At 66.5% G+C, this 13,971-nt stretch carries 12 protein-coding genes; 5 read left to right on the top strand and 7 right to left on the bottom strand.

The window, feature by feature from the left end:
- Positions 1-10: 10 nt before the first annotated feature.
- The 4 genes from PHA29_RS02280 (at position 11) to PHA29_RS02265 (ending at position 3,883) form a co-directional block, all read left to right on the top strand.
- Positions 11-706 (top strand): zinc ribbon domain-containing protein, encoded by a 696-nt coding sequence (locus PHA29_RS02280; protein ID WP_270847877.1) that lies wholly within the window; start codon positions 11-13, stop codon positions 704-706.
- Between the two features lie 44 nt (positions 707-750).
- The gene (locus PHA29_RS02275) at positions 751-2,148 is read left to right on the top strand and encodes an SPFH domain-containing protein (RefSeq protein ID WP_270847875.1); all 1,398 of its coding nucleotides are present in this window, start codon (positions 751-753) and stop codon (positions 2,146-2,148) included.
- A gap of 11 nt (positions 2,149-2,159) precedes the next feature.
- Entirely contained in the window at positions 2,160-2,573 is a 414-nt protein-coding gene (locus PHA29_RS02270) for a DUF4339 domain-containing protein (protein ID WP_270847873.1), read from the top strand.
- 122 nt (positions 2,574-2,695) lie between these two features.
- Entirely contained in the window at positions 2,696-3,883 is a 1,188-nt protein-coding gene (locus tag PHA29_RS02265) for a hypothetical protein (protein WP_270847871.1), read from the top strand.
- A 49-nt stretch (positions 3,884-3,932) separates the two neighbouring features.
- Here the strand turns inward: PHA29_RS02265 and PHA29_RS02260 are convergent, their stop codons facing one another.
- From PHA29_RS02260 to asnS, 6 genes are all read right to left on the bottom strand, one after another.
- Positions 3,933-4,721, bottom strand: coding sequence for a mechanosensitive ion channel family protein (locus tag PHA29_RS02260; RefSeq protein ID WP_270847869.1), 789 nt, complete (start codon positions 4,719-4,721; stop codon positions 3,933-3,935).
- 203 nt (positions 4,722-4,924) lie between these two features.
- Entirely contained in the window at positions 4,925-5,719 is a 795-nt protein-coding gene (locus PHA29_RS02255; protein ID WP_270404542.1) for an ABC transporter ATP-binding protein, read from the bottom strand.
- A gap of 3 nt (positions 5,720-5,722) precedes the next feature.
- The gene (locus PHA29_RS02250; RefSeq protein ID WP_270847868.1) at positions 5,723-6,652 is read right to left on the bottom strand and encodes an ABC transporter permease; all 930 of its coding nucleotides are present in this window, start codon (positions 6,650-6,652) and stop codon (positions 5,723-5,725) included.
- 190 nt (positions 6,653-6,842) lie between these two features.
- Positions 6,843-7,862 carry an ABC transporter substrate-binding protein gene (locus PHA29_RS02245; protein WP_270847866.1) on the bottom strand — a complete coding sequence of 340 codons (1,020 nt, stop codon included), beginning with the start codon at positions 7,860-7,862 and terminating at the stop codon, positions 6,843-6,845.
- A gap of 79 nt (positions 7,863-7,941) precedes the next feature.
- Entirely contained in the window at positions 7,942-8,961 is a 1,020-nt protein-coding gene (locus PHA29_RS02240; RefSeq protein WP_270404536.1) for an ABC transporter substrate-binding protein, read from the bottom strand.
- 858 nt (positions 8,962-9,819) lie between these two features.
- Positions 9,820-11,223 (bottom strand): asparagine--tRNA ligase, encoded by a 1,404-nt coding sequence (asnS, locus tag PHA29_RS02235; protein WP_270404534.1) that lies wholly within the window; start codon positions 11,221-11,223, stop codon positions 9,820-9,822.
- A 218-nt stretch (positions 11,224-11,441) separates the two neighbouring features.
- Here asnS and PHA29_RS02230 point away from each other — a divergent pair, with 218 nt between their 5' ends.
- Entirely contained in the window at positions 11,442-13,178 is a 1,737-nt protein-coding gene (locus tag PHA29_RS02230; RefSeq protein WP_270847863.1) for an ABC-ATPase domain-containing protein, read from the top strand.
- Between the two features lie 166 nt (positions 13,179-13,344).
- Here the strand turns inward: PHA29_RS02230 and PHA29_RS02225 are convergent.
- Positions 13,345-13,971 (bottom strand): SGNH/GDSL hydrolase family protein (locus tag PHA29_RS02225; RefSeq protein WP_270847861.1); only part of this gene is annotated, 627 nt, incomplete at its 5' end.

The raw sequence follows: 13,971 nt of genomic DNA, 5'->3' as shown, positions 1-13,971 counted from the left end.
TTTGCGTAGAATGACGTATTGCAATAATTGCGGCGGAAGATTGATGGACGGTGCATCGTTCTGCACCTCATGTGGTGCGCCCGTTCAGTCACAGCGTGTTAACCGCTATGCGGGAGTGATTGTAAAGTGCCCTGTGTGCGGGGAAATACTTGAGTCATTTGACGCGTTCTGTCCGTCATGCGGTTCCGAGATTCGCGGTGTTCAGGGTGTTAGCTCCCTGAACAGCTTGATGCTTCAACTTCAGGCGGCTGAAAACCATCCTTCTTCTGGCAGGAGGAAGGGGCTTCTGGAGCGCTTTAATCGAGAGCCATCCAAAGAGGATGAATGGAAGGCATCGTTAATCAGGTCCTTTCCCATTCCTAATACCAAGGAGGATTTGCTCGAATTCATTATCGTGTCCGCATCGAATATCAATGCCGATGCTTTTAACGAGGTTAAGTACGGGACACTGCCCCCTTCCGAAGTCGCGCTTTCTCGAGCTTGGGCCTCAAAGCTCGAACAGGCGTATCAAAAGGCTCAAATTGTTTTAGAGCACGATGAGGATTTTGCCGAGATAGCGGAGTTGTATGAAAAGACGGCGGGGAGGATTGAGCACGCAAGAAAGGGAGCAATCAGGCTATATCTGGGTGTTGCGCTCCTGTGGATTGCCATGATTGCCATCATTATCGTTCTCTGCCTAATTAACTCGGCGTTATCCAGTTCCTGACGGGAGAATGTATGTCTACCTTTAGCAGAAGCTCTGGCGGGTTCATGGACGAGATTCGCTGCGATGAGCCGGATTATCTGATCTGGAAATGGCATCCGGCGGGGTCGCAGCGCGGGAACAACCGTCGTGAGAACGCCATCCGCTGGGGTTCATCGCTTCGTGTGCGCGATGGGTCGGTCGCTGCGTTCGTCTATAACCAAAGAAACGGTGTCTATCAGGACTTTATCGAGGGTCCGTACGACGAGGTCGTCAAGACGGCGAACCTGCCTGTGCTGGCGAGCATCGTGGGCCTTGCGTACGAGGGCGGTACTCCCTTCCAGGCGGAGGTCTATTTCATCAACCTCGCCCATGTGGTGCAGGTCCGTTTCGGCGTACCGTTCTTCGACGTCTACGACCCGCGGTTCCTCGATTTCGGCGTACCCACGGCCGTGCGCGGCACCATTACGTTCCACATCAAGGATTATCGGCAGTTCATCAAACTGCATCGTTTGGACGAGTTCGATCTCGAGCGGTTTCAGCGGCAGATTCGAGATGCGGTGACGCGCTACGTGAAGGGTGTGGTGGCGAACGCCCCCGCTGATCTGGGCATCCCCCTCGTTCAGATCGAGCGGGGCATCGCGCAGATACATGACGAGGTGGAGCCGGAGATCGCATCACGTCTTGCGCAGGATTTCGGGGTCGAGGTTTCGGGGGTGGATATCTCCGCCATAGAACTCGATAAGACGAGCGACGGTTATCGACAGCTCATGGCGGTCACGCGCGATCTCGAGGCCCGGACCGTGCAAGCTCAAACAGAAGTCAATATCAAGAATCTGCAGGACCAGCAACGCATCAACGCGGAGAACCTCGAGGAGACCCTGCGCGTGCAGCGCGAAGAGGCGCAGCGTGCTCAGCGTTTGGCTTCCGAAAGCGCGAACTTCGCAGCGTTCCAGGTGGAGAAACAGACAGAGGTCGGCGTTGCCGGCGCCCAGGCTCTTGGGCAGATGGGATCGGGCGGTGCGACTCAGATGGGCAATACAGGCCTTGGCGAGAGTGGAGGAAGCGGGTTCGACCCCGTTGCCATGATGGCCGGCATGGCGGTCGGTGGCGCGGTCGGACAAAACATCGCCGGCATGATGGGCGGCATGATGGGAGGTCTGGGCGGTCAGCCAGGGGCGCCCTTGGGTGGCGACCGGTCCGTCGCTGCGGCAACGGGGCAGGTCCCACCTCCGATTCCCACGACTGGATACTATCTGGCTGTAAACGGTGCCGCAACGGGGCCGTTCGACATGATGGCGCTTCGGCAGATGGCTGAAACGGGTGCGTTAGGGGATGCCAGCCTAGTTTGGAAACCGGGTATGGCTGAGTGGCGGCGGGCCGGGGATGTCGACGAGCTGGCCGTGGTGCTGACGTCCTCAACGGGCACGGTGCCCGGTATGCCGCCGGTTCCGCCGAGCGCATAGGAGGATGCGATATGAGCGAGCCGAGTTTCTATTCCATTGATCGCTTAGTCGAATTCGGACTGAGCTTGGGAGTCGCAACTCAGATGGCGCAATCGATGAATGCCATGTTGCAGGAGATGTGCGTGCCTGGAGCGAATAACTCCCTGCAAGCGGCACAGATGCCACAGGGCGGGCAGCTTACCCCTACGAAGCGAGCTCCCGAGTCTTTCCAATGTGGGCAGCCGGTTTACTACGCGGTGCTCGATGGCAAGGTTGCCGGCCCGTTTTCCATCGTCGAGCTCGCTCGCCTTGTCGTTGAGAAGCGCGTAGTCAAGGAAACCTATATCTGGACGCCCGGGATGGCCGACTGGGGACTTGCGGAGGCCGTTCCAGACGTGTTGCAGCTCGTTGCTCTTACGCCGCCACCGGTTCCTGACGCGGGGTAGGGGTCTCATATAGCATCGTATACATGGCTCGTGCTTGTCTTAGGGAGGATGCGATACGGGATATTTCGAGGAGTGCTTACCAATCGTGTGGAGCGTATAGCTGAAAGAGAGTAAGGAGCTTGATGGGAACTGGAGACGATTCTTGCTGTGATGCCCGGCGGCAAATTGCCCGGCAGGTATCTCAAATCGAGCTGAAGCCCCTAATGGCGGACGTGGAAATGTCAAAGGAGAATACGCTCAAGCTTCCGCTCGATTTACTACCGTCATTGGGTATCGGCTTTTCCGAGGTCAGCCAAGCCGTTCATGCGGCGCTTCAACCAAGCGGCACGCATGTGCTGTACCGGGCGGTGCTCCCGAACGGAGCGGTGCTCAAGCAGGCAAAGAACGGTCTTTTTTCGAGCGCGGCGCGTACGATGGATGGGGGTGCCGCATGGGCGCAATTTCAACAAGTAAGTACTGTCCAGAATATCGCAGCGTATTTCAATCCGACATCCCTCGCCATGGCAGCTGCTCTTGCTCAGATCACATGGAAGCTCGATGCCATCCAAGAGACCCAAGAGGAGATGTTCGATTATCTGCGCCAAAAGGATAAGGCGGTTTTGCTTGGTAATATGCAGACCCTCACGGGATTGTTCAATGACTACCGGTATAACTGGAACAACGACATGTGGCTAAAGAACGCTCACATGAAGGTGCTGGACATCAAGCAGGAGTCCGATAAGAATTCGGCGCACCTGAGGGCGCAGATAAGCGGAAAGCTTGGCAGCCGGGGTCCGCTTGAAATCCGTGCGGTGATAGATCAGCGGCTGGACGAAGTGCTTGACCAGCTGAAAGACTACCAGCTTGCGACTCATCTCTATGCATTCGCATCATTCCTGGAGCCTTTGTTGAGTGCCAATTATGATGGGGCGTATTTAGCGACAATCACGAAGGGCATCTCGGAACGCGCCCTTCAATATCGTGAAACATACAGCGAATGCTATAACGAAATAGAACGGGAGTCCAAAGGGGCCGTCGATTCGATTCTTCTCGGTGGTGTTTCCGCTGTCGGGCAGGCCCTCGGCGGGCTTATCGCTTCCACTCCCTTGGGGGCGACTGAGATCGACGATTCCATTTCCAGCGCCGGGAAAAGCGCTGGAAGACTGAATGAAGATATCACAGAGGGTCTGATGGCAAAACTCAGGAGAGCGAAGTCGTCCGATGTGCTGGTGTTTCAGCAGGCCCTCGATTCAATCGACAAGCTGTATAACAAGCCGGTGGAGGTTCTGATCGATTCGGAAAACATTTACGTAATACAGGAAGCCTTATAGCAGATAGACGGGGCGGCCGTTGCGGCCGCCGGCCCTCCCGCCTCCTCGCCTACCTCAGGCGCCCGGCGATGGCGCGGACGATGGCGTCGGCGGCTCGGGAGGTCTGGGCTGAGTCCTCGACCTGCAGGATGATCTTGCCCTTGATGCCGAACTCGGTGACCTCGGAGAAGAAGACGCTCGGCTCGCTGGTGACGGGGGAGACCCCGGCCGCCGCGTCCCGGGCGACCGCGGCCAGCTCGTCGGCGAAGGCATCGAGCGATACCGCGATGTCGCTGCCGTCCTCGCGCAGCCGCTGCACGGCGAAGGGCACCGCCACGCGGTTGGCGGGCAGCAGATGCACGAGCGCGTTCTTGGAGATCACCGAGTTGGGCACGATCACGGTCTGACCGAGCGAGTCCTTGATGGTCGTGTGGCGCCAGGTGATGTCCTGCACCACGCCCGCCTCCGCGCCGACCTCGATGTTGTCGCCCGGCTTGACGATCTTCATGAACGTCACCTGCAGGCCGCCGATGAGGTTGGACAGCGTGTCCTGGAAGCCGAGGGAGACGGCGATGCCGCCGACGCCGAGGGCGGCCACGATCGCGTTGGTGTTGACCCCGTAGACGCCGTCCAGGATGATGCTCCCGCCGCCGATCCAGATGACGGCGCGCACGATGTTGATGATGATGCTCGCCGAGGGCAGGGGGACGGTATCGAGGTTGAGGAGCTTGCGCAGGCCCTTGGCCGCGACTTGGGACAGCGCGACCGTCGTCGCGGCGATCACGGTGGCCCAGAACGCCCGCTGGACTTCGGGATATGCGATGAACTCGAAGATCGCTTTCAAGATGCCGTCGAACATACGGGCTCCTCTCGGGTGGCTCATGTCATGATACCCCGTTCGGCACCCGGCTCATGCATGGCGCGGGGTCCAGACGAGCGGCGCGTCCGCAGGCCCCTGCGGACGGCGGGCGGGATACAGGCCCGCCTCCAACGGATCGAAAAACGCGCCCGCCGGGGATCCCGACGGGCGCGTTCGGAGTGCGGGGCGCACGGGCTCGGGCGTCAGCTCAGCAGCATGCGGTCGTTGGCGAGCTCGCCGCCCGAGACCTCCTCGAACTTCTGCAGGAGGTCGGCCACGGTGAGCGAGCGCTTCTCGGCGCCGGACACGTCGTAGATCACGCGGCCCTCGTGCATCATGATGAGGCGGTTGCCCAGACGGATGGCGTCGTTCATGTTGTGCGTCACCATGAGGGTGGTGAGACGGCGCTCGTCCACGATCTTCTCGGTGAGGTCGAGCACCTTGGACGCGGTCTTGGGGTCGAGCGCCGCGGTGTGCTCGTCGAGCAGCAGCAGCTTGGGCTCGGTGAGCGTGGCCATGAGCAGGGTGAGGGCCTGGCGCTGGCCGCCGGACAGAAGGCCCACCTTGGTGGTGAGGCGCTTCTCGAGGCCGAGCCCCAGCTCGCGCAGGCGCTCGGTGTACTCGTCGCGCTCGGCGCGCGTGACGCCCCAGGCGAGGGTGCGGCGCTTCCCGCGGCGCTTCGCCATGGCGAGGTTCTCGATGATCTGCATGTCGGCGGCGGTGCCCATCATCGGGTCCTGGAACACGCGGCCCAGGTACTTGGCGCGTGCGGGCTCGGAGAGCAGCGAGATGTCGCGCCCGTCGAGCTCGATGACGCCCGAGTCGATGGGGTACACGCCGGCGATCATGTTCATGAGGGTCGATTTGCCGGCGCCGTTGCCGCCGATCACGGTCACGAAGTCGCCGGGGGCGAGATGCAGGTCGACGTTGACCAAGGCGCGCTTCTCGTTGATGGTCCCGGCGTTGAAGGTCTTGCAGACGTTTTGCACCTTCAGCATGGGCTATCGCCCCCCTTCGGGACGGGCGGCACGGGTGTAGGACCGCTTGAGCTGGTGCTTCTCCCACACGACGGGGATGCACAGGGCGAGCGCCACGATGATGGCGGACAGCAGCTTCATGTCGTTGGCGTCCATGCCGAGCTGCAGGACGATGGCGCGGATGAGGAAGTACACGACCGAGCCCACGACGGCGGAGGTGAGGCGGCCGCCGAAGGAATGGAGCTTGGCGCCGGGCAGGATGCGCCACAGCACCTCGCCGATCACGATGGCGGCGAGGCCGATGACGATCGCGCCGGTGCCCATGCCGATGTCCGCGTACTTCTGGCTCTCGCAGATCAGGCCGCCGGACAGGCCGACGAGGCCGTTGGAGAGCACGAGGGCGATCATCTTGGTGACCTTGGTGTTGACGCCGAGGGCGCGCACCATGGCCTCGTTGTTGCCGGTGGCGCGGCAGGCCGAGCCGATCTCGGTGCCGAAGAACCAGTACAGCGCGGCGATGATCACGACGGCCACGACCAGCCCGACGATGATGGAGCCCACGTTGGTGGACAGGCCGGTGAGGTCCGTGACGCGCGAGAAGATCGTGTCGTTCTGCAGCAGGGGCGTGTTGGACTTGCCCATGATGCGCAGGTTGATGGACCACAGGCCGATCTGCGTGAGGATGCCGGCGAGGATGGCCGGGATCTCGAAGACCGTGTGCAGGAAGCCCGTGACCGCGCCGGCGACCATGCCGGCGACCATGGCGGCGAGGATCGCGACGAGCGGGTCCACACCTCCCACCACGAGCACCGCGCAGACGCTGCCGCCGAGCGCGAAGCTCCCGTCGACCGTGAGGTCGGCGATGTCGAGCAGCTTATAGGTGATGAACACGCCGAGGACCATGATGCCCCAGAGGATGCCCTGGGATACGGCACCGAGCATGGCGAGCCCCATGTCGTCTCCTCCTTCAAATCGAGCCAAATGAACCCCGCCAGGCGCGAGACCTGCCGGGGTTCATCGTACCAACGATGCTACATATGCAGCGGACAGTGTACCACGGCGCGGGTGCGCGCACATGGTAGCGGGCACATGCGAAATGCATTCGAAACGCATCGCCCGCAGGGCCGCCCGATGCGGGGCCGTGCTAGGCGGACACGTCCTGCCCGCCCTCGTCGGCGAGCGCGGAGACGTCGACGCCCAGCGAATCGGCCGTCTGCTGGTTGTAGACGAGGTCGCACTCATCGGCGGACATGGTCTCGATGGGCATCTCGGCGGGGTCGGCGCCCTCGGTCAGGATCTGGACGGCCATCTCGCCCGCGCGGTAGCCGAGCTCCTCGTAGTTGATGGAGACCGACGCGAGGCCGCCGTTCTCGACCATGCCGACCTCGCCGCAGATGGTGGGCAGGCCGTTCTCGTTGGCGACCATGGCGACGGTGGTCATGCCGGCGGCGATGGTGTTGTCGGTGGGGGTGTAGATGGCGTCGACCTTGCCCACCATGGACTCCACGACCTGCTGGATCTCGTTGGAGCTCGACACGGTGAAGCGCTCGTGCCCGATCCCGGCGCCGTCGAGGGCCTCCTCGGCGAGCGACACCTGGATGTCGGAGTTGGACTCGGCGGTGCAGTAGAGCAGGCCGACGGTCTGGGCGTCGGGGAGCAGCTGCTGCAGCAGGGCGATCTGGTCGGCGACGGGGTTCATGTCCGAGGTGCCGGTGAGGTTGCCGCCCGGGGCGTCGTTGTCCTCGACCAGGCCGCTCGCCGCGAAGTCGGTGATGGCGGTGCCGACGATGGGGATGTCGCTCGTGGCGCCGGCGACGGCCTGCGCGGCGGGCGTGGCGATGGCCAGGATCAGGTCGCAGCCGTTGTTGACGAGCGTGCTGGCGATGGTCTGGCAGGCCGACTGGTCGTTCTGGGCGTTCTGCTGGTCGATGTCGTAGGAGATGCCGGAGTCGTCGAGCGCCTTCACGAAGCCGTCGTTGGCGGCGTCGAGCGCGGTGTGCTCGGTGAGCTGCAGCACGCCGATCTTGTAGGTGGTGCCGGAGGCGCCGCCGGTGGAACCCGAGGCGGCCTCGCCGCCGCAGCCGGCGAGGCCTGCGAGCGCGACGGCGCCGACGCCGGCGAGGCCCTTGGTGAACGAGCGGCGGGAGAGGGTGGTGCGGTCCATAGCTGTGCTCCTTAGCTTGGTCGGTACGTGGTTCGGGCTGATGCCCGCGGTCCGTCGGCGCCCTCCGGCGCGCGGCCCGCTAGACGATCTCGGCGCCCTCGAGACCCGAGACGTCGACGCCGAGCGCATCGGCGGTCGCCTGGTTCACGATGAGCTGGCACTCGTCGCTCGACAGGTACTCGATCGGCATGTCCGCGGGCTCGGCGCCCTCGGTCAGGATCCGGAGGGCCATCTCGCCCGCCTTGTACCCGAGGTCGTAGTAGTTGATGCTGTAGGAGGCCAGGCCGCCGTCCTCGACCATGGTGTCGCAGCCGACGATGACGGGCAGCCCGTTCTCGTTGGCGACCATGGACACCGTCGCCATGCCGGCGGCGATGGTGTTGTCGGTGGGCGCGTAGATGGCGTCGACCTTGCCGACCATGGACTCGATCATCTGCTGGATCTCGTTGGAGCTCGACACGGAGTAGCGCTCGTGGGCCAGGCCGGCGCCGTCGAGGGTCTCCTCGGCGAGCGACACCTGGACCTCGGAGTTGGACTCGGCGGAGCAGTACAGGATGCCGACGCTCCCGGCGTCGGGGAGCAGCTGCTGCAGCAGGTCGATCTGGTCGGCGACGGGGGTGAGGTCGGAGCTGCCGGTCACGTTGCCGCCGGGGGCGTCGTTGGATTCGACGAGACCGCTCTCCGCATAGTCGGTGATGGCCGAGCCCACGATGGGGATGTCGCTCGTCGCCCCGGCGACGGCCTGCGCGGCCGGGGTGCCGATGGCGAAGATCAGGTCGTCGCCATCGTTCACGAGCTTGCTCGCGATGGTCTGGCAGGCGGACTGGTCGTTCTGGGCGTTCTGCTGGTCGATCTCGTAGGAGATGCCGGACTCGTCGAGCGCGGCGACGAAGCCCTCGTTGGTCTGGTCGAGCGCGCCGTGCTCGGTGAGCTGAAGCACGCCGATCTTGTAGGTCGTGCCGTCACCCGATGCGCCGTTCGAGGACGAGCCCGAGTCCGCCGCGTCGTCGCTGCAGCCTGCGAGGAACACGGAGCCCGCCGCGGCCAGCGCGCCGAGGGCAGCGGCGCGTCGGGAAACGGGACGGTCGATGATAGTCATGTGCGACCTCTTTCAGTGTCGATGCGGTCCCCCTACACGAACCCGCGCCGCACCGCCGCGCCCGCGAGGCGTGCGCGGCGCCGCATCGCTGCGTGCGCGCGGGTAAGAATCAATGATACTCAGGCGGCCGCGCCGACCGGGGTTGATACCGACTGTTAACCTTGCCGTCGGCGAAAGGCCTTCCGGGTCCGCCCGCCGATTTCCCGCGGGCGGGGGTCGTGCTGGCACGGCCGTTCGGTGCGCTTCGCGTCACTCGTTGAGTTGCGGAGGGCCCGCTTCCGCGGGCGGGTTCCCTTTGGCGGCCGTTCTCCTGCCGACCGGGCTTTCGGGCCATCGCGTACCGAAAAGGTTTCGCGTCCCGAGAAGTGGTGTAAGGCCGTTTTCCGAACCGGGAGGGCCGCTCCGAGCCGGGCGGGGAGCTGTCGATAGGTTCGTGCACGGGATCCTGGCGCGTTTTCGGTGTTTGGGGGAGGGCCCATCGGGTCCGACGGCGGGCTCGGGGCCCTTCGGCCCCGGAGGCGCCGTGGCTTCGGGCATCTGGGGCCGGGAGCCGGCTTCCTCTGCGCATAACCGCCGCGTTTTTGGCGCATCAAAAGGGGTCATGACGGACGATACGGCTAGAGCGGACAGCCCGATGGGGACACCGACGCAGGCGACCCTCCCCCAAACGGCTCTTTTCTGCCTTGAGGGCGAACGCGAACGCCCGCCGGGGCCGCGGGCGGCCTTCCGGCGGGCGTTCGAAGCGGATCGGCGGCCGATCGGATGCGAGGATGCCCCTGCGGGCCGGTGCCCCGCGCGATGCGGCGGCGTCGCGGGCGGGTGCCGCGATGCCGCCCGCGCAGGACCGGGCGGCGCCTCTTAGAACTCGGCGTTGCCCACGGTGCGCGGGTGCGGGATGACGTCGCGGATGTTGCCCACGCCGGTGAGGTACATGACCAGGCGCTCGAAGCCCAGGCCGAAGCCCGCGTGCTTGCAGGTCCCGAAGCGACGGAGGTCCAGGTAGTACCGGTACTGGTCCGCGTCCATGCCGAGCTCGGCGATGCGGCGCTCCAGCACGTCGAGGCGCTCCTCGCGCTGCGAACCGCCGATGATCTCGCCGATGCCCGGGACCAGGCAGTCGGCGGCGGCGACGGTCTTACCGTCGTCGTTCAGGCGCATGTAGAAGGCCTTGATCTCGGCGGGGTAGTCGGTCACGAAGGTCGGGCACTTGAAATGCTCCTCCGTGAGGAAGCGCTCGTGCTCGGTCTGCAGGTCGATGCCCCAGGAGACGGGATACTCGAATGCATGCCCGGCCGCGACCGCCGCCTCGAGGATCTCGATGGCCTCCGTGTAGGTCACGCGGGCGAAGTCGGAGGTCGCCACGTGGGTGAGTCGTGCGATGAGGCCCTTGTCCACGAACTTGTTGAGCATGCCGAGCTCGTCGGGGCAGCGGGTCATGACGTCGTCGATGACGTACTTGAGCATGGCCTCGGCGAGGTCCATGTCGTCGGCCAGGTCGGCGAAGGCAATCTCGGGCTCGATCATCCAGAACTCGGCGGCGTGGCGCGTGGTGTTGGAGTTCTCGGCGCGGAAGGTGGGGCCGAAGGTGTAGACGTCGCCGAAGGCCATGGCGAAGTTCTCGGCGTTGAGCTGGCCGGACACGGTGAGCGAGGCGGCCTTGCCGAAGAAGTCGCGGCTCCAGTCGACCTCTCCGGACTCGGTCAGCGGCGCCGCGGCCGGGTCGAAGGTCGTGACGCGGAACATCTCGCCGGCGCCCTCGCAGTCCGAGGTGGTGATGATGGGCGTGTTCACGTACACGAAACCGCGGTCCTGGAAGAAGCGGTGGATGGCGGCGGCCGCCACGGAGCGGATGCGGAAGACGGCGCGGAACAGGTTCGTGCGCGGGCGCAGATGCTGCTGGGTGCGCAGGAACTCGACGGTGGCGCGCTTCTTCTGCAGCGGGTAGTCGGGGGCGGAGGGGCCCTCGACCTCGATGGTCTCGGCGGTGAGCTCGAAGGGCTGCGGCGCGTCCGGGGTGAGCTTCACGGTGCCCGTCGCCACGAGGGCGGCCGAGACGTTCTGGTGCGCGATCTCGTCGTAGTTGGCGAGGCTGTCGCGGTTCATGACGATCTGCAGGTCGCGGAAGCAGCTGCCGTCGTTCAGCGTGACGAAGCCGAAGTTCTTCATGTCGCGGACGGACTTGACCCATCCGGCGACGGTCACGGTCTGCCCGCCGAGCGACTCGGCGTCCGCGTAGAGCTGGGCGATCTTGGTGCGGTCCATGAGGGTACGGTTCCTCTCGTTTCCGGCGCGATGCGCCGCGCTTGTCAAACGGCTCAATCATAGCAGTCCGGCGCGGGAGCCGAAGGCAGGGCGGCCCGACGGCACCGCAATCACGCACCCCGCGGCGGGCTTCCCGCGGCCGCGGGCAATCGCGTACCCTGTAAGCGTCCCGCGCCGGCGAGGTCGGGCGGGCGCCTTGCGAGAGAGGGGAGCGGACGATGAGGACCGAGCGCGATCTTGCCGAACGGCTTCGTGCGATCGACAGGCGGGGGTACCCGGCCTACAAGAGCCTGAGGGGCGTCTACGACCTGGGCGGCCTCGAGCTGTCCGTGGACCACGTGCAGGGCGACCCCTTCGCCGCCCCGTCCCAGGTGTCCGTCATGCTTCCCGCCGCACGGGCCGGGTTCCCCGGGGAGCTGTTCGACGCCCCGCATCGGAGGGTCGCCCTCGAGGACCTGCTCGTGCGCCGCTTCGCGCGCGCCGCCGCGCGGGTGAGCTTCGCGGTGGGCGGCTCGGGGAAGAGCGGGCTGATCGCCACGAGCCGCCCCGGCCCCGAGGTCCTGCCGCGCTCCGCGTGCTCCGTGGGGGCGGACGGGTCGGTGACGCTGCGCCTCGAGGCGGGTCTGCCGGCGCACGGCCGCACGGTCGACGGGCGCGCCGCCGCGCGGATGCTGCTCGACCTCATCCCCTCGTGCGCGGAGGAGGCGCTCGTCTGCACGCCGCGCGTGGGGCGCGAGGCGCGCGCCGCCGCGGACCTCGCCGACGACCGGCGGTTCGTCCGCGAGGAGCTCGTGCGGCGGGGGCTCGTGGCGTTCGTGGCGGACGGCTCGGTGCTCCCGCGCGAGAGCGGCGTGTCCTCGCGCCCGATGGAGGGCGCGCGCCCGTTCACCTCCCCGGAGAGCATGCGCGTGGTGCTCGACCTGCCGCATCGCGGCCCCACCCCCGGCATGGGCGTGCGCCGCGGGATCACGCTCATCGTGGGAGGGGGCTACCACGGCAAATCGACCCTGCTGCGGGCGCTGCAGGAAGGGGTCTACGACCACGTGGCGGGCGACGGCCGCGAGCTCGTCGTCACCGACGCCGCGGCGGTGAAGCTGCGCGCCGAGGACGGCCGCCCGGTCAGGGATACGGACATCTCCCTGTTCATCGGCGAGCTGCCCGACGGCCGCGACACCGTGCGCTTCACGACCGCCGACGCCAGCGGCAGCACGTCCCAGGCGGCTGCCGTCGTGGAGGCGCTCGATGCGGGCTCGCGCGTGCTGCTGGTCGACGAGGACACCTCCGCGACGAACTTCATGGTGCGCGACGCCCTCATGGAGGCGGTCGTGTCGGGCGGGGACGAGCCCATCACCCCCTTTGTGGAGCGCGTGCGCGACCTGTGGGAGCGCGCGGGGGTGAGCTGCGTGATCGTGGCTGGCAGCTCGGGCGCGTTCTTCTCGGTCGCCGACGCGGTCGTGCAGATGGACCGCTACGAGGCGCGCGACATCACCGACCGCGTCCGCGCGGTCTGCCGCGAGCTCGGCGCGCCCGAGACGCCGCGGGCCCCGCGCTTCTCCGAGCCGGGGCCGGGGAGGCGGCTGACTTGGGGCGTGGCCGAGCGGCGGGGGCGGGGGCGCGGCGGCCGGACCGCCCGGGACGGCCGCGAGCAGCGGGTCCGCGCCCGCTCCCACGGGCTCGACGCCGTCGAGGTGGGCGGAGGGTCGGCGGACCTGCGGCTCGTGGAGCAGCTGGTCGACCCGGAGCAGACCGCGGCGCTCGCCCAGATGATGCGGACGGCGGCCCATCTGGGCCTGCTCGACGGGTCGCATACCGCCGCCGAGGCGGTGCGCGCCGTGTTCGGGCGTCTGGACGAGGGCGGCTGGGAGGCGGTCTCGGAGCACGGGGAGGCGGCCTGCGGGCTCGCCCTGCCCCGACCGCAGGAGCTCTACGCGCTGCTCGCCCGCTGGCGCGGGTAGCGGAAGGGGGGGCGGGCGGCGTCTCGGCGTCCCGCCCGCTGCGGCGTCCGACGGCCCAGGTCGAAGGGTCTCCGGGGCGGGGCCGGGCCTGCCCGCTGCGGGCCTCCGGGACAGGCCCGGCTCCCCGTCGGCTGGCGGCGCGCCCTCATCCGCGCGCCGCGGCGGCTCAGCTCCCGCAGAGCGCCTGGCGGATGAGCTGCGCGAACGCCTGGCAGCCCGCATCGGTCAGATGGACGCCGTCGTCCACCAGGTACTCGCTGTGCCCCTCGCTCGCCCCGCACCAGTCGATGATGCCGACGTTTGCGTTCTGGGACGCGTAGCGCCGCAGGATCTCGTTGTTGATGTCCTGAAGGGGGTAGGGGCTGCGGATCGTGACGAAGTAGAGCGGCTTGCCCCCCACCATGTCGATGACATCCTGGACCTGCGATTCGTCGCGGATGAGGCTGTTGCCGCCGAGGGCGACCACCACGGCGTCACCGTCGGTGCCGTCGGCCTCATGGCCGGCGTACACCTCGGGTCCGGTGTAGAGCTGGCGGCTCACCTGGCCGTCGACCGTCGCCTCGGGCAGCATCGCCCGCAGGGTGCCCGAGGCGCCCTCGGTGACCGAGTCCCCGATGATGAGCACGCGGGCATCGCAGGTGCCGGTCGGCTCGTCGAAGCTCCAGTCGCGCCACGGCAGGTTGTCGGGAACCTTCTCGGCGACCGGCCCTTCGTGCGCCTCCTGCTCCCCGGCGGCTCCCGGGACGGATGCGTCCGCGTCGCCCGCGGCTCCGGCGGGGTCGGCCCCGGCATC

The organism is Candidatus Collinsella stercoripullorum, assembly GCF_027669965.1.
GTDB lineage: Bacteria > Actinomycetota > Coriobacteriia > Coriobacteriales > Coriobacteriaceae > Collinsella > Collinsella stercoripullorum.
The sequence above is the reverse complement of the archived record's forward strand: the minus strand, read 5'-3'. Positions and strand labels throughout refer to the sequence as shown.

Coding starts and splice junctions, on each gene's coding strand:
- PHA29_RS02280 (WP_270847877.1), top strand. CDS start 11: ATGACGTATTGCAATAATTGCGGCGGAAGATTGATGGACGGTGCATCG.
- PHA29_RS02275 (WP_270847875.1), top strand. CDS start 751: ATGGACGAGATTCGCTGCGATGAGCCGGATTATCTGATCTGGAAATGG.
- PHA29_RS02270 (WP_270847873.1), top strand. CDS start 2,160: ATGAGCGAGCCGAGTTTCTATTCCATTGATCGCTTAGTCGAATTCGGA.
- PHA29_RS02265 (WP_270847871.1), top strand. CDS start 2,696: ATGGGAACTGGAGACGATTCTTGCTGTGATGCCCGGCGGCAAATTGCC.
- PHA29_RS02260 (WP_270847869.1), bottom strand. CDS start 4,721: ATGTTCGACGGCATCTTGAAAGCGATCTTCGAGTTCATCGCATATCCC.
- PHA29_RS02255 (WP_270404542.1), bottom strand. CDS start 5,719: ATGCTGAAGGTGCAAAACGTCTGCAAGACCTTCAACGCCGGGACCATC.
- PHA29_RS02250 (WP_270847868.1), bottom strand. CDS start 6,652: ATGGGGCTCGCCATGCTCGGTGCCGTATCCCAGGGCATCCTCTGGGGC.
- PHA29_RS02245 (WP_270847866.1), bottom strand. CDS start 7,862: ATGGACCGCACCACCCTCTCCCGCCGCTCGTTCACCAAGGGCCTCGCC.
- PHA29_RS02240 (WP_270404536.1), bottom strand. CDS start 8,961: ATGACTATCATCGACCGTCCCGTTTCCCGACGCGCCGCTGCCCTCGGC.
- asnS (WP_270404534.1), bottom strand. CDS start 11,223: ATGGACCGCACCAAGATCGCCCAGCTCTACGCGGACGCCGAGTCGCTC.
- PHA29_RS02230 (WP_270847863.1), top strand. CDS start 11,442: ATGAGGACCGAGCGCGATCTTGCCGAACGGCTTCGTGCGATCGACAGG.